The sequence below is a fragment of the Microbacterium sp. S308A+ genome (genome assembly GCF_049800815.1).
GTDB lineage: Bacteria > Actinomycetota > Actinomycetes > Actinomycetales > Microbacteriaceae > Microbacterium.
The window spans coordinates 875,737-892,761 of the sequence record NZ_JBNAFT010000001.1 but is presented as its reverse complement, the minus strand read 5'-3'; the positions used below and the strand labels follow the sequence as shown (position 1 = coordinate 892,761).

General features: G+C 71.9%; 15 protein-coding genes. 6 read left to right on the top strand and 9 right to left on the bottom strand.

Annotated features, from left to right (window positions below):
- Positions 1-20 precede the first annotated feature (20 nt).
- Positions 21-1,319, bottom strand: a complete 1,299-nt coding sequence (locus ACP15J_RS04190; protein ID WP_424935313.1) for an O-antigen ligase family protein — start codon at positions 1,317-1,319, stop codon at positions 21-23.
- On the bottom strand, positions 1,316-2,731 hold the full coding sequence (locus ACP15J_RS04185; RefSeq protein ID WP_424935314.1) for an O-antigen ligase family protein: 1,416 nt from the start codon (positions 2,729-2,731) through the stop codon (positions 1,316-1,318). Before ACP15J_RS04185 ends, ACP15J_RS04190 begins: the two co-directional genes overlap by 4 nt.
- A gap of 53 nt (positions 2,732-2,784) precedes the next feature.
- Here ACP15J_RS04185 and manA point away from each other — a divergent pair, with 53 nt between their 5' ends.
- The 4 genes from manA (at position 2,785) to ACP15J_RS04165 (ending at position 9,217) form a co-directional block, all read left to right on the top strand.
- Complete coding sequence (manA, locus tag ACP15J_RS04180; protein ID WP_424935315.1) at positions 2,785-3,897, top strand: mannose-6-phosphate isomerase, class I; 1,113 nt, start codon at positions 2,785-2,787, stop codon at positions 3,895-3,897.
- 162 nt (positions 3,898-4,059) lie between these two features.
- On the top strand, positions 4,060-4,377 hold the full coding sequence (locus tag ACP15J_RS04175; RefSeq protein WP_424935316.1) for a WhiB family transcriptional regulator: 318 nt from the start codon (positions 4,060-4,062) through the stop codon (positions 4,375-4,377).
- A 98-nt stretch (positions 4,378-4,475) separates the two neighbouring features.
- Positions 4,476-7,826 (top strand): hypothetical protein, encoded by a 3,351-nt coding sequence (locus ACP15J_RS04170; RefSeq protein ID WP_424935317.1) that lies wholly within the window; start codon positions 4,476-4,478, stop codon positions 7,824-7,826.
- Complete coding sequence (locus ACP15J_RS04165) at positions 7,823-9,217, top strand: DUF5719 family protein (protein WP_424935318.1); 1,395 nt, start codon at positions 7,823-7,825, stop codon at positions 9,215-9,217. Before ACP15J_RS04170 ends, ACP15J_RS04165 begins: the two co-directional genes overlap by 4 nt.
- Here the strand turns inward: ACP15J_RS04165 and ACP15J_RS04160 are convergent.
- Positions 9,211-9,651 (bottom strand): hypothetical protein, encoded by a 441-nt coding sequence (locus tag ACP15J_RS04160; RefSeq protein WP_424935319.1) that lies wholly within the window; start codon positions 9,649-9,651, stop codon positions 9,211-9,213. The genes ACP15J_RS04165 and ACP15J_RS04160 overlap by 7 nt on opposite strands.
- Before the next feature lie 71 nt (positions 9,652-9,722).
- Between ACP15J_RS04160 and ACP15J_RS04155 the strand changes: the two genes are divergently transcribed.
- A complete protein-coding gene (locus tag ACP15J_RS04155) occupies positions 9,723-9,929 on the top strand; it encodes a DUF3499 family protein (protein WP_424935320.1) in 207 nt (68 codons plus the stop codon).
- Positions 9,930-9,957: 28 nt separating this feature from the next.
- Here ACP15J_RS04155 and ACP15J_RS04150 read toward each other — a convergent pair whose 3' ends face one another.
- Positions 9,958-10,764, bottom strand: a complete 807-nt coding sequence (locus ACP15J_RS04150; RefSeq protein WP_424935321.1) for an RDD family protein — start codon at positions 10,762-10,764, stop codon at positions 9,958-9,960.
- 36 nt (positions 10,765-10,800) lie between these two features.
- On the opposite strand from ACP15J_RS04150, the gene ACP15J_RS04145 reads away from it, so the two are divergent.
- Positions 10,801-11,793 (top strand): stage II sporulation protein M, encoded by a 993-nt coding sequence (locus tag ACP15J_RS04145; protein ID WP_424935322.1) that lies wholly within the window; start codon positions 10,801-10,803, stop codon positions 11,791-11,793.
- Here the strand turns inward: ACP15J_RS04145 and aqpZ are convergent, their stop codons facing one another.
- The 5 genes from aqpZ to ACP15J_RS04120 form a co-directional block, all read right to left on the bottom strand.
- Positions 11,794-12,576: an aquaporin Z gene (gene aqpZ / locus ACP15J_RS04140; RefSeq protein ID WP_424935323.1), complete on the bottom strand. Its 783-nt coding sequence runs from the start codon at positions 12,574-12,576 to the stop codon at positions 11,794-11,796.
- 164 nt (positions 12,577-12,740) lie between these two features.
- The gene (locus ACP15J_RS04135; RefSeq protein ID WP_424935324.1) at positions 12,741-14,201 is read right to left on the bottom strand and encodes a catalase; all 1,461 of its coding nucleotides are present in this window, start codon (positions 14,199-14,201) and stop codon (positions 12,741-12,743) included.
- Positions 14,194-14,640 (bottom strand): Fur family transcriptional regulator, encoded by a 447-nt coding sequence (locus ACP15J_RS04130; protein ID WP_424935325.1) that lies wholly within the window; start codon positions 14,638-14,640, stop codon positions 14,194-14,196. The genes ACP15J_RS04135 and ACP15J_RS04130 overlap by 8 nt, the downstream gene beginning before the upstream one ends.
- A 137-nt stretch (positions 14,641-14,777) precedes the next feature.
- Positions 14,778-16,085: a DUF58 domain-containing protein gene (locus ACP15J_RS04125; protein ID WP_424935326.1), complete on the bottom strand. Its 1,308-nt coding sequence runs from the start codon at positions 16,083-16,085 to the stop codon at positions 14,778-14,780.
- Entirely contained in the window at positions 16,086-17,009 is a 924-nt protein-coding gene (locus tag ACP15J_RS04120; protein WP_424980884.1) for an AAA family ATPase, read from the bottom strand. It lies immediately after the preceding gene.
- Positions 17,010-17,025 lie beyond the last annotated feature (16 nt).

Below are 17,025 nucleotides of genomic sequence, written 5' to 3'. Positions count from 1 at the left end.
TGTCGTGCGTCTCCGTGACGTCAGCGGGCGGGGAGCGTGGGCGCGGTGCCGGTCTGGGCGGCATCGATGTTCTCCCGCCAGGAACGGGACTGGCCGGCTCGCAGCGCGCACAGGACCAGCAGGAACCAGCCGGCGTCAGCGAGCGTGAAGCTCTCGAACATCGACTCCGCCGCGAGCGTCACCAGCACGAGCGGCGTCCAGGCGTACACGATCGAACGGCGGATGCTGGCGACGAGCCAGGAGCGCACGAGCGCGATGCCGCCGAGGAGGAGGAAGAGGAGCAGGCCCGCGGCTCCCACCTGCAGAAGGGTGTCGAGATAGGCATTGAGGGCGGTCCGGTGGTGGTCCGCGGTCAGGAAGTTGATCGCGTTGAACGGGTAGTCAGAGCGCTGCCAGGGCCCGTACCACCCCCAGCCGTGGACGGGGCGGGGCTTCCAGCAGTCCAGAAGCACGTCCCAGAGCTTCGTGCGCGTGCTGAAGTCGGACCCGGCGTTGAGGACGTCGACGATGCGCTGCCGGAAGAGGAAGGCGACGGCGAGGCCGACCACGACGAGCCCGCCGAGGGTCCACTGCATCGCCACCCGCCCCTCGGGTCCGGCGCGGCGGACGAGGACCAGGACGATGCTCGCGGCACCCACCACGAGGCCGAGCACCATCACCGTCGGTGACGCGGAGAACAGGGCGAGCAGGACCGCCAGCGCGATCGAGGGAACGGCGACGGCGGTGGACACCGACTGCGAGCGCCATTCGACCACGAAGGTGATGAGGGCCACGACCGCCACGAACCCGAGCATGTTGCGGCTGCCGAAGAGGCCCTGCACCGGGCCGCCTGCGGCGAGGTTGCCCTGCACGCCGAGGAACGCGATCGGGATGTCGAGGAGGACGCCGGACAGGATCTCGATCCCGAGCGACGTGGCGAGCAGGATGCGGAGGGTGTCGCCGAGAGCCCGGACCGTCTGCAGCGTGTCGCGGACGTGCCCGATCGTCACGGCGAGGAAGGCGAAGCCGAGGAGCGCAGCCCACCCGCGCAGCGTCTGGGCCTTGTCGGTGGACCAGATCGAGCTCGCGAGGGTCCAGGCGAGGAAGGCGAGGAGGGTCGACGGGACGAGGCGGAGGAGAGAGAGCTCGTCGCGGCGGACGAACAGGATCCCCGCGCCGATCGCGCAGAGCACGGCCACGACGGTGACGAGCGTCACCGTGCTGGAGAGCCGCTCGATCGCGAACGAGCCGAACACGGTCAGGAGCACGGCGAGGGTGAAGGCACGCGCGATCTCGGCCGACGCCAGCAGCCGGGCCACCCCGTGCCGCCGGACGGTCACGGCGCTCGCCTCGCCGGGGTCCCGGTCTCCACGGTGCGATCGCGTTCGCTGAGGCCGCGGCCGACCAGCGGCACGGCCTTCATCTTGAAAGAGAGGAGAACGACGAGCAGCCAGCCCCACAGCATGATCGGCCCGGACTCCACGAGCCCCTGGACGAGGAGCATGGTGCCGACGAGGACCGGCAGCAGCGCGAGCGCCGAGTAGGGGCGGTCCGTCCGCAGATCCCAGCGCGGGCGGTCGACGGCGAAGAACCAGGCCCGCCAGATCATCGCGAGGAGGACCATCGCCATCAGCGCCACGCCGATCACGCCAAGCTGCAGGAAGACGTCGAGCCACATCTCGTGCGCGTGGAACACCGTGATCCCATGATCGACGATCCATCCCGAGAAGGCCGGGTCCCACGGCACCCAGGGCGAGGAGAACCCGTTGCCCACGACAGGCCGCTCGACGGCGCGTGCGAGCACGGCGTCCCAGATCCCCTGACGCCCCGTGAGGTCGGAGCCGCGGCCGAGGAGGCCGAAGACGACGTCTCGCTCCAGCCACAGCACGAGGATCGAGGCAAGGCCGAAGCCGGCGAAGAGCAGATAGAGGCGGGTCCTCTGCTCGGGGCTGCGGGTGCGACGCATGAGCAGCGTCAGCGCGAGGACGACGGCGACCGCGAGGAGGCAGAGCACGGAGGTGGCCGAGGCCGCCCGGAACAGGAGGAGGACGGCGACGCCCGTCCAGACGACGAGCATGCCCCTGCGGCGCGCTCGGGCTGCGAAGAGCACGCCGAAGACGATCAGGGCGAGCACGCACAGGAAGGCGAGGGTGTTGGCGTTCCCGACGATCCCCTGCAGGCGCCCGCCGTCGAAGAGGTTGCCGCGGATCCAGTACCACTGCGGGTCGACCTTGCCGGCAGGGACGTCGGCGAAGTTCGGCAGCAGGGGCCGGCCGCGCAGCGCGACCCACGTCTCCATCACGAGAGAGAGGCCGAGGATCCACTTCAGCGCCGAGGAGAGGGAGCGGATGAGCTGCTGCCAGCTGAGGACGAAGGCGGCGAACAGCGCGGCGACGGTGATCGCCGCCTGCAGGCTCCAGGTGAGAGCGGTCGCCTGCGGCCAGCGCGACCACAGCAGCGAGAGGAGAGCGAACGCCACGTAGGCGAGCGCGGCCCACGGGAGGCGTCGCCAGGGAAAGCGCACAGGGCGCTGCCGGATGACGTGCGGGATCGCCGTCGCCAGGGTGCCCGCGAGGAGCACGGCCAGCGCGGTCGCCGCGCCGGGGGCCCCGAGGAGGTTGAACACGGCGGTGTGGGCCAGCACGGCGAAGAAGGTCAGCGTGACCTGACCGCGCAGCAGAAGCTGCCCCGTGGACACGCGCGCCGGCGGAGTCGGTGGCGGGGCGACCGAGAGTCGGGAATGCTGGGCCATCGTGGATCAGGGTACCCTGCGGCCTTCGTCTCTCCTTCTCCTAGGCTGGGCGTATGCTGCATGAGATCTCCAACGCGCCGCGCGACTACGCCTGGGGCTCGACGTCGCTCCTCGCCGCCCTCGAAGGGCGGCCGGCGACGGGAGCGCCCGAGGCCGAGGTCTGGTTCGGCGATCATCCGGGCGACCCGGCAGACCTGCACGATGGGCGGACGCTCGATGCTCTGACCGGTGGCGGACTGCCCTATCTCTTGAAGCTCCTCGCGGCAGGCGCACCGTTGTCGATACAGGTCCACCCGACACGGGCCCAGGCGCAGGAGGGGCACGCCAGGGAGAGCGGGATGGCTCCCGACGACCCGGCACGGAACTATCGCGACGACAACCACAAGCCGGAGCTGGTCGTCGCGCTGAGCGAGCGTTTCGAGGCCCTGTGCGGCTTGCGTGGGATCGACGAGACGCGCGCGCTCCTCGCGGCGCTGGGCGACGCTCCGGGGGTCGCCCGTCTGCGAGCGCTGCTCGCCGAGGACGACGATCCGCTGCGCCGCGCCATCCGCTGGGCACTGGACGAGGCGACCTCCGAGGAGATCTCGGACGTCGTCGCGGGGGTCGAGGCGGCGGACGTCGAGGAGCTGGCGACCGTCCGCTCCATCGCGGAGCGCAGTCCGGAGGACCCGGGGGTCGTCGTCGCGCTCTTGATGAATCGCGTCATCCTGTCCCGTGGCGAGGGGGTCTTCGTCCGTGCCGGTCTCCTGCACGCCTACGTCTCCGGGCTGGGGGTGGAGATCATGGCCGCGAGCGACAACGTGCTGCGAGGGGGCCTCACTCCCAAGCACGTCGACGTGCGGGAGCTGCTCGCGATCGTCGACACGACCTCGGGCGACGTGCCGGTGCTCCGTGCCGAACCCGACGCCGCGGTTCAGGGATACCCCGTACCGGTGCCCGATTTCGCCCTCCGGCGGGTGCGCGTGGACGGTGAGGTCTCTCTCGACGTACGGACGCCCGCGATGGTGCTGGCGACCGCCGGCGAGGTGGGTGTGGCCGGCGATGCGGGAACGGTCGTGTCCGTGCCGGTGGGGTCCGCGGTCTTCGCCGACGGCGCGGAGCCGAGGCTCGTGCTGTCCGGCGTCGGGGAGGCGTTCGTCGCAGAGCCCGGAGCCGGGCCCGTCTGAGACGCCGAGGCGGATCGCGACACGCCGATGTGTTCGATGAACCCTCAAGAGGCGCTTGAGGGTTTACGATCCGCGACTTGACCGGGGCGAATCACACGGGTGTAATTAGGGGTGCACGCGGCCCGCGATGCGACCAGGGGGGCCACGATTGGGAGGGCATACATGACCGGTTATCGTTCCGAGGTCCCCGAGGACTGGTTCGTCGATCCGGTCAACCTCGGCGTTCCCGGCGTCCGCCGCATCACCTCCGACGAGGAAGAGTCCCTCAGCTGGCAGACCGACGCGCTCTGCGCGCAGACCGATCCCGAGGCCTTCTTCCCCGAGAAGGGCGGCTCGACCCGGGACGCGAAGCGGATCTGCGCCTCGTGCGACGTCCGCGGCGAGTGCCTGGAGTACGCGCTCGCCAACGACGAGCGGTTCGGCATCTGGGGCGGCCTCTCCGAGCGCGAACGTCGCAAGCTCAAGCGTCGCGCCAGCTGAGCGTCGCGGCGGCGTCTGCGTTCGTCACGCGACCGGATCCTCGACGCGCCCGCCCGCAACCGGCCAAGCGGGGACTCGCCGCTTAGGCTGACTTCGCCATGCCTGCTCGAGTACATGCCATCCTCGTCGCCCGTTCGAGCGCGAACGCCCTCGCGCGAGTGCTGCGTGCCCTCGACGCGCTGTCCGTGCAGACCCTTCCCCTCGCGGCCATCACGATCGTGATCCGCGGCTCCTCGGCGCCTTTGCGGGGGAGCGCCGGGGTCGCGGCCGCGGCCGAGGCGGTGATCGAGACCAGGACCAACGCGACGATCGCGTCGGCGGTGTCTCTCGCCCTTCCTCGTGTGCAGGATGGCTTCTCGGCCTGGATCCTCACCGACGAGGCGGTCCCCGAGCTGGAGGCGCTTGAGCATCTGGTCGGCGCCTTGGAACGGTCGCCGTCCGCGACCGTCGCCGCGCCCAAGCTCGTGGACCTCGATGACCCTCGGCGCATCGTCTCCTTCGGGCAGAGCATGACCAGGTATGGGCGGGCGATCGACCCGGCGCACGGGGAGCTCGACCAGGCGCAGCACGACGCCCAGGACGACGCGCTCGGCGCCGACGTCCGCGGTCTCCTCATCCGTGCCGGGAATCGAGCCGAGCTGAGCCCTGACCCGGGCCTCGGCGGCGCGGACGAGGGCCTGGATATCGGCGTCAGAGCACGCCTCGCCGGCGGGCGCGTCGTGCTCACCGCCGCCGCGCGCGTGGCGATCGAGGTCGATCGGGGCGCCGAGGCGACCGCCGGCCATGCCTTCGCCGCCCGTCGCGCCCAGCTGCACCGGCGGATGAGCTACGCTCCGGCGTTCGCGGTCCCGCTGCACTGGCTGTCCTTCCTTCCCCTCGCCCTCTGGCGGTCGATCACGCACCTGGTCGGCAAGAGGCCGGCGGCTGTTGCGCCCGAGTGGGGTGCGGCGGCGGTCGCCCTGGTGAGCGGCGGCTCCGTCGCCCATACGCGCCGGTCGATCCGCACCCGCCGTTCCGCGTCCTGGGCGAGCATCGCCCCGCTCCGTGTCACGAGGGCCCAGCTCCGTCAGCGCCTGGACGACGGGCACGGCGCCGAGGGGGGAGCAGTCCAGGAGCTCGGCTTCTTCTCCGGCGGCGGCGCCTGGGCGGTGCTCGCCGCTCTCGTCGTCGGCATCGTCTCGTTCATCGGCCTGCTCGCCTGGCCTGCGATCGGGGGTGGAGCGCTCCTGCCCCTTCGGCAGACGGTCGCCGCACTGTGGCGGGACGCCGCCTACGGGCTGCGGGGAGTCGGCGTCGACCTGATCGGCCCCGCAGACCCGTTCTCCGGGGTCGTGGCCGTCATCGGCTCGCTCTGGCCCGCCGCTCCTTCCTTCGCGATGGTGCTGCTGTGGGTGGCGGCGTTGCCTCTTGCGACCCTGGGCGGCTGGTTCGCCGCGACGCGGATCACAGATCGTCCGGGGCTGCGGATCTTCGGCGCCGCGGTCTGGGCGTTGGCGCCGACGTTCGTCATCGCCCTCGCGCAGGGGCGCCCGGCCGCCGTCATCGCGCATCTCCTGCTTCCCTGGCTCTTCTTCGCCGTCGTCGTGGCCCACCGTTCCTGGGGGGCGGCGGGGGCCGCGTCGATCCTCGTCGCCGCCACGCTCGCCTGTGCGCCGTCGCTCGCTCCGGCGCTCGTCCTCCTCTGGCTCGTGGCGATGGCGATCCTGCTCGTGAGGGCGCGTTTCCGCGGAGCCGTACGGCTCCTGTGGACTGTCATCCCCGCGGCGGTCGTGTTCCTTCCCCTCATCGTCTGGCAGGTCGGGCACGGCAACCCCTGGGCGCTGCTCGCGGACCCGGGGGCGATCGTCGGGCTGCCCCAGGCGGGAGCGGACCCGGCGGGGCGCCTGGCGCTCGTCTCCGGGAGCCCGACCACCGGCGACGCGGGCTGGGAGGTCATGCTCGGCGGCCCCGCGGCGTGGGTCCCCTGGCTCGGCGCTCCGCTCGCGGCGCTCGCCCTGCTCGCTCCGCTCTCCCGGCGCTGGAGCGCAGGGATCCTCTCGATCGTGATCGCCGCGGCGGGCCTGGTGACCGCCCTTTCCGTGGTCGGCATCGTGGTGAGCTTCGACCAGTCGCAGCCGGTCGCGGTCTGGCCGGGAACCGCGCTGAGCCTCGCCTGGATCGGTGTCGTCGCGGCGGCGCTGGTGACCCTGGACAGCCTCGTCACGCTCCCCGCCCTGCGGCGTCTCGCCTCGATCGTCGCCGCGGTCGCCGTGGCCGTCGTCGCGGCTCCCTCGCTCACCGCGTTGCCCAGGGACGCGTCGATGCTGACGAACGGGCCGTTGAGCACGCTGCCGGCCTATGTGAACGCGCAGGCGCGGGATGACCGGGATCTCGGCACCCTCGTCCTCGCTGCCCAGCAGAACGGCGGGCTCGGGGCACAGGTCGTCTGGGGCGCGAGCGCGACGCTCGGCGCGCAGGCGACGATCCTCAGCACGGCGCAGATGCCGCAGGACGCCGGCGTCGCCGAGCTCTCGGTCGACCTCATCTCGGCCAGGGACTTCGACGCGCCGGGGCAGCTCTCGCAGCGGAGCATCCGCTACGTCCTGCTCGAAGCGGCCTCCCGCGACGAGTCCGAGGCCGCCAAGGATCGGCGCCTGAGCGCCGTGACGGCCCTCGACCAGCGGGCCGGCTTCGTCCGCGTCGGCGAGACGACGAAGGGAGTCCTCTGGCGACTCGAGGCCGAGCCTGCTCCTCGCGCGGAGCCGAGTCTCGCTCAGCAGAGCACCGCACGTCTGTTCACCCTCCTCGAGATCGTCGTGCTCTTCGCCGCCTTGCTGCTCGCGATCCCGACCCGTGCGTCGCGCCGCGCCGCACGGGGACTGCCGCGTGCCGTCGGGCTCGTCGCGGAGCGCGAGCCGCGGCCGGAGAAGAACCGGAGACGCGTGGGCGCGGTGCGCGCAGAGAAGGCGCGCGCAGAGAGGCCGTCCCGGAGGAGGAAGGCAGGCGATGCAGCCGATCCCGCCGCCCTGGCGACGACGGCCGAGGCGCCGGCGTCGTCAGACGCGACGGAACCGCCTGTCGACGGATCCGTCGCCGACCCCGCGCCGTCGGTGGCCGAGGCGCCGGAGGACACGGAGCGGGCACCCACGCGCCGTGAATCCGTCACGGAGGAGGGTCCGGAGGAGCCCTCTGCCGAAGAGCAGGGCGAGGAGGCGTCCTCCGTGCCCGAACCGATCGTCGAGTCGGCTGATGCGCCGGTCTCCGGCCCGGCTCACGACGCCGGCGGCGTCGCCGCCCCGGTGCAAGGGGACGGAGCGCAAGGGGACGAGGCGCAGATCGGTCAGACGCAGGACGAGAACGGCCCTGGCGAAGAGGCGCGACACGACGCGGCCTCGGAGATCGATGAACCGGGCGCAGGCGAACCGGACGGCGGCGCGCCGAACGGCGCGGCGGAGGGAGGCGACCGATGACGACATCGAGCGCGGGACGCGCAGCGACCATCGGAGTGCGCATCGTCGCCGGAGCGATCGTCTCCGCCGCCTGCGTCGTGGGCGCCGCATTCGCGGTCCCCGCCGCGTGGCCCTCCGTCGTGCACGAGCCCGCGCAGACCTCTGTCGCTCCCGTCCCGGGCGACACGCTGCTCACCTGCGCGGGACCGTTCAGGGCGCTGGGGCGAGACGCGCAGAACGCTGGTCAGATCTCGGTCGCGGGCACCCCGACCACGACGGTCGGTGCAGCGGACGGATTCACCGTGGACACCGAGGACCTCGGGCTCGCCGATCTCGTCGGTGCGGCGACCATGCCGCTGTACGTCGCGCCACCCGTCGATCGCACGCCGGCGCTGGCCGCTGCCGCGTCGTCGGTGTCGATCGCCGCCACGGACCTCGCCGGCTTCGCGGCCGCCGCCTGCCGTCCGCCGAGCATGCAGTCGTGGATCATCGGCGGCGCCGGGACGACCGGCTCCAGCGACATCCTCCTTCTGGCGAACCCCGGCGAGGTCTCTGCGACGGTGTCGTTCACGATCTTCGGGCAGGAGGGCGAGAGACGCACGAGCGACGTCGTCGTGCCGCCGCGGACGCAGCGCTCGCTGCCGTTGGCAGCGGGCGCGGCCGGCGAGACGAGCCCGGTCGTCCAGGTCGTCTCGAGCGGGGCGCCGATCCGTGCGGCGTTGCAGTCCAGCCTCATCCGGACGCTCGACCCCGCCGGCATCGACCTCCAGGACGGCGTCGCGCGGCCGGAGACTTCGCAGTCCCTGCTGGGAGTCCGCGTCGTCCTGCCCGCCACCGGCGAGGGCGTCTCGACGCTCGTCCGTCTCCTCGCGCCCGCAAGCGACGCGACGGTGCGCATCCAGGCGCGAAACGCGGACGGCGGTGCCTCTGCCAGCGAGGAGAAGACCGTCGCCCTCACCGCCGGGCAGCCGGCCGAGGTCGACATGTCCGCTCTCAAACCCGGTCTCTACAGCATCGACATCGATGCGACGGCACCGGTCGTCGCCGGCGCATGGCAGACCACCAGCTTCGACAAGGGCGCGGACTTCGCCTGGATGACGCCCGCACCGCTCCTCGACGGCACGACGGCGTTCGCGGTCGCGCAGGGGCCCTCGCCCCAGCTCCAGGTACGCAACCAGGGGGCGGCCGAGGCCAGGGTCACGCTCACTCCGACCGCTGGCGGGAAGCCGGAGGAGAGGACGATCCCGGCCGGGGGCTCGGCGACCGTCCCCCTCAACGCGGGGGCCGTGTATACGCTCGAGGCCGACCATCCGGTCCGCGCGGCGATCGGATACGTCGGGACGGGGCAGATCGCGGGCTATCCCGTGTGGCCGGCCACGACGACGTCGCCGGAGATCACCGTCTATCAGTGATCACGAGGGCCGGATGGCCCGAGATCCCAGGGATCGCGACCGGCGTACTCCGCCGCGGCGCGGAAGACCGACCCCTCGATCGCGATCCGGCGATGCGCGTCGTCGTCGTGCCCGGGGAGGAGAAGCCGTTCTATCGGCACGCGGTACAGCGTGATCCGGCGCTGCCGCGCATCGACGCGCCAGCGGGGCATCCCTTCCCCGTCCGAGGACGCGGGCATCGAGGCGATGTCGAAGCGGACATCGCGCAGCTCGGGCCAGGTCGCCCGGAGGAACTCCACGGCGGTCCCGACCGTGAGGTCGAACCGGTCCCTGCGGCCGTCGAGAGGGGGCAGCGGCGGGCGGACCACCGGGCTGCGGCCGAGCCGCCCGTGCCGGTCGTGCCGCGCGCCGCGACGGGGGAGAGCGATCTTCCTGTGCGATCGGCGGCGAGGCATGCGGCCAGTCTAGGTGCATCGCCGCGCGGCTCCGGCGCACGGACGGGACAGGGACCTATGCTGACGACGATATGTACGGACGACTCTGCTCCAAGATCGGCTGCGCGCGTGAGGCCGTCGCCACGCTCACTTACGACTACGGCGACAAGATGGCCGCGCTGGGACCGCTCGGGGCGGCGGACGATCCGCATGCGCATGACCTGTGCGCGATCCACACCGACCGTCTCTCGGTGCCGGCGGGGTGGATCGTGATCCGGCACGAGACCTTGCAGGCCTGATCCCGGGCGAGACCCGGCTCGGCCGGGATCAGACCCGGATCCGGACGCGAGTGAGCCGCTCGGCGCGGTCGTCGGCGATCGCGAGGGCCCTGGTCTCACGCTCGCGGCGCAGCACGGTCGCGGCGACGAGCACCATCTCGTCGGGGGCGGCCGGCATCGGGGAGATGTAGGGGCCCGCCTCGGCGAGCAGCTCAGCGGCCACACGCGTCCTTGCCTGCGGCAGCATGCGATCGGCATGCTGCAGGAACTGGGAGATGCGCCGGGCAAGCCGGTCCGGCATACGGGCGACGTCGGCGATCCCGGCCCAGCCCGCGAGGGACGGCGGCATGGTCGGCGCGTGCACGGGCAGAGGCGGCGTCCGGACGCGCTGGCTGTACGTCCCGGCGAGCAGGTCGCCGAGACGCTGCGAGCGAGGGGAGAAGACCCCGGTGAGCAGGGCGACCGCGCCGACGGTGAGGTAGATCTCCAGGACGCCGACGAGCGCGCGGATGAAGGCGTGCCGGAAGCCGGTCCCTCCGCCGTCCAGCCGCACGATCCGTCCGCCCACCGCGAGCCTTCCGAGGCTCCGGCCCCGAGTGGCGGCCTCGACTGTGCAGGGCACGACGACGAAGGCGACCACGGCGGCGAGGACGACGAGGATGCGATCGATCGCAGGGCCGACGCCCGCAGCGCCGAGCCAGAGGCGCAGGACGAGGAAGGCGACGAACACGCCGATCGACAGGAGCACGTCGATCGCGGCGCCGAGCGCGCGGAGGAAGAAGCCGACGGGCTGGACGTCGATCGCGACGGCCTCGCCGGACAGGATCTCGTCGTCGGCGGTGGGGCGATCGGACATGGGTCCAGTAAAGCAGCTGGGCGTACTGTTGGTGAGGTGGATGCCGATGCCCTCGCCGATGCCCGCCGCGCCGAATGGGAGCGGCTCGACGTGCTCGCGCGCTCGCGTCTGGACGGCGAGGGCGTCGACGAGCTGATCACCCGTTACCGGGCCGCCTCCGCCGATCTCGCCGACCTCAAGACCTCGGTGGGCAGCTCGCCGCAGAGTGCGCACGTGTCCACGATCCTTGCCCGCGCGCGGCTGCGCCTCACCGGGACCGGGGACAACGTGCTCCGTCAGGCCGGTCGGTTCTTCGCCCTCCAGCTCCCCGCCGCCCTCTATCGGGTGCGATGGACAACGCTCGCCATCGCGCTCGTCACGCTCGCCGTCGTCGCGGCGATGGCGATGTGGATCACCGCGGATCCCGCCCGCGTCGCCGCTCTCGGGCCCGCCGATTTCCTGCAGCAGTACGCCGAGGAGTCGTTCACCGACTACTACACGGAGAACCCTGCCGCCGTCTTCGCCGGATTGGTGTGGACCAACAACGCCTGGATCGCCGCGCAGTGCGTGGTGTTCGGGGTCACCGGGATCTGGCCTGTCTACGTCGTGGTCTCGAACGCGGTCAACCTGGGGGTCTCGGCGGCCGTGATGTTCGCCCATGGGCGGGGCGACGTGATGGTGCTCTATCTGCTTCCGCACGGGCTCCTCGAGCTCACCTGCGTCTTCGTCGCGGCGGCCGCGGGACTCCACGTGTTCTGGGCCTGGGTCGCTCCGGGGCCGAGGACGCGAGGCGTGGCGCTGGCCGATGCCGGCCGCTCGCTCGGCACGATCGCTCTCGGCCTGGTCTTCGCCCTCGCGCTGGCCGGACTCATCGAGGGTTTCGTGACCGGCTGGGCGCTTCCCTGGCCCGTGAAGATCGGGATCGGTGTCGCCGCGCTCGCGGCCTTTCTCGTCTACATGCTCGTCATCGGCGGTCGCGCGGCGCGGCGAGGCGAGACCGGGGATCTGGTCGAGTTCGAGGCAGGGACTCCGACGCTCACGGCCGCCTGATCAGGACGCTGTGTCCGTCCCGGCCGGGACCACGACCATGGTGTCGAAGAGCGCCCGGTAGGTGAAGCCGGCGATCAGGGCGCCGACGGCGGGGAAGACGAGGAACACCCAGAGCTGGGACAGCGGGCCGATCCCGCCATAGATGGCCGTGGCGAGCGAGCGCGCAGGGTTCACCGAGGCGTTGTCGACCGGGATGCTGACGAGGTGGATGAGGGTCAGGGTGAGGCCGATCGCGAGCCCGGCGAACCTCGTGCCGCGCTCGGGATGGGTGGTGCCGAGGATGATGAACAGGAAGAGGGCCGTGAGGACGAGCTCGACGATGATCGCCGCGAACATGCCGAAGCCGCTCGGGGAGTGGGAGTCCCATCCGTTGCTGGCGAACCCCGCGTCCTGGGCACGGGCCAGCCATCCCTGCGGGCCGAACGTGCCGATGAGGGTGAGAACCGTGGTCGCCACGGCGCCTCCGACGACCTGGGCGATCACGTAGCCGAGGACCTCGCTCCACGGCATGCGTCCGGCGGCGGCGACGCCGAGCGTGACAGCGGGGTTGAAGTGGCCGCCCGAGATCGGGCCGAACGCGTATGCCCCGGCGATGACCGTGAGGCCGAACGCGAGGGCGACGGCGAGATAGACGGTCGAGCGGGCGGCAGGCTCGGCGAAGAGCGCGGAGGCGAAGACGGCGGTGCCCACGCCTCCGAAGACGAGCAGGAAGGTGCCGAAGCCCTCGGCGACCAGACGGGCGCCGGTCGACGGCATGGACACGGTGGGCGGAGACGCGCTCATGGAGGCTCCTCTTCTCTCGATGAACCGGGAGGAAGCGGGCCCGAAGGACGCCGCGCCCCTGCACATCCTCACGCCCTGTCGCGGTCGAGCCGCCGGGGCACGCCGAGAGGGGTCGGATGCCGACGCATCCGACCCCTCTCCTGTGCCGTTCTCGGACGAGTCCGTCAGGCGGCGATCCTCGCCCGGATCGCGTCGGGAAGCTCGGCATCGACCTGGCCCCAATACCAGAAGAAGCGCTCCTGGATCGCGGGGACGGTGATTCCGCCGTACTGCCCCGCGAGGGTCTCGACGAAGCGCGCGCGCTGCTCGTCGCTGAAGACCTCGCGGTACAGCGTGCCGGCCTGGCCGAAGTCGTCGTCCTCGGCGTGCAGCGTGGCGGCGGAGCGCACGAGCTCGCCGTCCGACTCCCAGCTCGCCTCGACGCCGGCCAGCGGGTCGGCCTCGGGGCCTCCGGCGGCGCCATACGAGTTCGGGGTGTAGACCCGGTGCTCGGGGGCGTTGAAGTGATACTGCATCTGGCCCTCGTGCATGTAGTTGCGGACCTCGGCAGCGTGCGGCTGGTTCACCGGCAGCTGGTTGTAGTTCGCCCCGATGCGGTAGCGCTGCGCGTCAGCGTAGGCGAACACGCGGGCCATGAGCATCTTGTCCGGCGAGATCCCGGTGCCGGGGACCTGGTTGCCGGGGGAGAACGCGGCCTGCTCGATCTCGGCGAAGAAGTTGCGCGGGTTGCGGTTCAGCGCGAACGTGCCGACCTTGATCCGCGGGTAGTCCTTCTTCGACCAGGTCTTGGTGAGGTCGAACGGGTTGAAGCGGTACGATTTCGCCTCCTCGTACGGCATGACCTGAACGTAGACGTCCCACTTCGGGAAGTCGCCCGCTGCGATCGCGTCGAAGAGGTCGCGACGGTAGTGGTCGGCGTCGGCGCCGGCCAGACGCTCGGCCTCGTCCGCGAAGATCGGCTCGACGCCCTGCTGGGAGAGGAAGTGGTATTTCACCCAGAAGCGCTCGCCCGCGGCGTTGACCCACTGATAGGTGTGCGAGCCGTAGCCGTTGACGTGACGCCAGCTGCGCGAGAGCCCGCGGTCGCCCATGAGATACGTGACCTGGTGGGCCGACTCGGGGGAGAGGGTCCAGAAGTCCCATTGCATGTCGGCGTTGCGCAGCCCCGAGGCGCCGAGGCGTTTCTGCGAGTGGATGAAGTCCGGGAACTTCATGCCGTCGCGGAGGAAGAAGGTCGGGGTGTTGTTGCCGACGATGTCGAGGTTGCCCTCGGCCGTGTAGAAGCGGAGGGCGAAGCCACGCACGTCGCGCCAGGTGTCGGGGGACCCCTGCTCCCCGGCGACGGAGGAGAAGCGCAGCAGCACCTCGGCCTTGGCGCCGGGCTGGAAGACGGCGGCGCGGGTGTACCGCGAGACGTCCTCCGTGACCTCGAACTCCCCGAACGCGCCGCCGCCCTTGGCATGCGGGTTGCGCTCCGGCACGCGCTCGCGGTTGAACGACGCGAGCTTCTCGACGAGATAGCGGTCGTGCAGCGCCGTGACGCCGTCGGATCCGACGGTCAGCGAGTGCGCGTCGCTGGCGACCGGGGTGCCGGTCTGGGTGGTGGTTGCGGGCTTGTCAGCCATTGCTCTTCCTTTCGCATTCGGAACACAGGGCACGGAACGTCACGGTCGCCTCGAGGATGCGCATGCCGTGATCGTGAGAGGGGTGGAGACAGGGAGCGGCGCCGACGGCGCACGCGACGTCCTCGACACGGCCGCAGCCGACGCACTGGACGTGGTGGTGGTTGTCGTCGCCGTGCTGCAGCTCGTACAGCGCCCTCCCCGCGTCGGGAAGGCTGACTCGACGAACGATCCCGCCGGAGGTGAGATCGCCCAGGATGCTGTGCACGGTCGGGAGGGCGATCACCGGGGCTTCCGCGCGGAGGGCGGCGAAGATCGTCTCCGCTGAGCTGTGCGGGCGTGTCCGCAACGTCTCCAGCACCGCGAGACGCTGCACCGTGACACGCAGGCCGGCCGCGCGGAGCCGGTCGGCGGCGGAAGGTGTGGCCCCGGCGGTCGTCATGCGTCCACCGTACCTTGTCCTGAATCATTCAGAAGAAGGAGGGAAAGGGGAGTGGGCGACCGTCGGCGTTGCGTCGGTCGGCATCGCCGTTGGGAAGACGGGGCTGACCGGGGAAAAGGAGGTGAGTCGGGTGGTCCTCAGAGTCGCCCGGTCGCCTTGAGCTCGAGATAGCGATCGGCGATCCGCGGTGGCAGATCTTCCGGATCGGCGGCCAGCGGCTCGCCTCCCGCGCGGCGGATGGCGAGGGCGACGGCCTCGGCATCGCGAAGGGTGCGCTCCGCCGCGGCGGCGAGATAGATCTCCTCGCGCGTCTCGCGCTGCCGGGCCAGGGCGGCGATCGACACGTCCGTGGCGGAGCCGACGAGGATGGTGGTGGAGCGTGAGGGGCCAGGAAAGGCGCCGAGAAAGCCCCTGGCGCTCTCCGGCGCGTCTTGCGCGGTCAGCACGACGATGAGCGAAGGTCGGGTGGTGACGGTGCGGACCGCCGCGAAGGCTGCGCCCCAGTCGGTGTCGACGAGGCGCGCGTGCACCGGGGCCATGGCGTCGGACAACGCAGGCAGGAGGCCCGGACCGTCGACGCCGGTGACGCGCCCTCGCACCACGCGGTCGAACAGCAGCAGGTGCACGTGATCGCCGGCGCGCTGAGCGAGGGCCGCGAGCAGGAGGGAGGCCTCATAGGCGGCGTCGAGCCGGGTGCCGTCCCCGACGCGCGCCGCGGCGGTGCGACCGGTGTCGATGAGGACGACGACGTGGCGGTCTCGCTCGGGGCGCCAGGTACGCAGCATCGTGGTGCCTGCGCGCGCGGTGGCACGCCAGTCGATCGAGCGGACGTCGTCGCCGCGGACGTACTCTCGCAGAGAGTCGAACTCGGTGCCCTGGCCGCGGACCTGGACGCTCGTGTTGCCGTCGAGCTCGCGCAGGCGGGCGAGCCGTGAGGGCAGGTGCCGGCGGGAGGCGAAGGGCGGGAGGACGCGGACGGCCCCGCGGACCGCGTGTCTGCCCTGCCTCCCGGCGAGCCGGAGCGGGCCGAAGGCGCGAACCGCGACGAAGGCGCTCTCCAGCTCGCCGCGTCGCCGGGGGAGCAGCGGGATCTCCACCCGCCGCCGCTCGCCGGCCGGCACGTCGAGGAGCATGCGGGCGACCGGCGCTCCGGCCGTCGGCTGCCAGGCGTCGCGCAGCAGGCCGCGCAGGCGCCTCGTCCCGAGGTTGTGCACGGCGACGGACGCGCTCGTCGGCTCACCGAGGCGGACCCTCCCAGGGACCTCTCTGCTCACGCGCAGCGCCCCGACCGACGCCGCCCGCAGCACGTCCACGAGGACGAGCAGCGCACACAGCAGCAGCCAGGCGCACAGCGTCAGCCATGGCGAGAGCCCGGCACCCGTGAGAAGGGCTACCGGGATCGCGCCGAGGGCGACGAGGACGACGAGACGGCCAGAGACGAACACCTAGATCGGCACCCGGGTCTGCTGGAGGACGGAGGAGAGCACGGCGTCGGCCGAGACGCCCTCCATCTCCGCGTCGGGGCGGAGACGGAGCCGGTGGCGCCAGGCGGGGACGAGCATCGTCTGCACGTGATCCGGGGTGACCGCACTCGAGCCGTTGAGCCAGGCCCAGGCCTTGGCCGCCGCGAGGAGCGCCGTCGACGCGCGCGGGCTCGCGCCGAGCTGCACGGACGGGGCCTGTCGCGTCGCGCGGGCGAGGTCGACGACGTAGCCGAGCACGTCGTCGGTGACCTCGACGGCGGCGGCCGCGCGCTGCGCGGCGACGATCTCGTCCCCCGTCACCACCGCGGCGAGGTCGGTGAGCTCCCGCGGCGAGAAGCCGGCCGCGTGCCGCCGCAGCACCGAGACCTCCGCATCGCGTTCCGGCATGCCGACGACGAGCTTCATGAGGAACCGGTCCAGCTGCGCTTCCGGCAGCGAGTAGGTCCCCTCGTGCTCGACCGGGTTCTGGGTCGCGGCGACGAGGAAGGGATCGGGGAGAGGCCTGCTGGTGCCGTCGGAGGAGACCTGCCGCTCCTCCATGGCCTCCAGGAGGGCCGCCTGGGTCTTGGGTGGCGTGCGGTTGATCTCGTCCGCGAGCAGGATGTTCGTGAAGACCGGGCCCGGACGGAACTCGAACTCTCCGGCGCTCGCGTCGTAGACGAGGGAGCCTGTCACGTCGCCCGGCATGAGGTCGGGAGTGAACTGCACGCGCGTGGTGTCCAGCCCGAGCGCGCGGGAGAACGCCCGCACGACGAGCGTCTTGGCGACGCCCGGCACGCCTTCCAGCAGGACATGGCCACGGGCGAGGAGCGCGACGAGCAGTCCGGTCACGGTCCCGTCCTGGCCGACGACGGCCTTCGCGACCTCGGCGCGGACCCGCTGCATGGCGGTACGCAGCTCC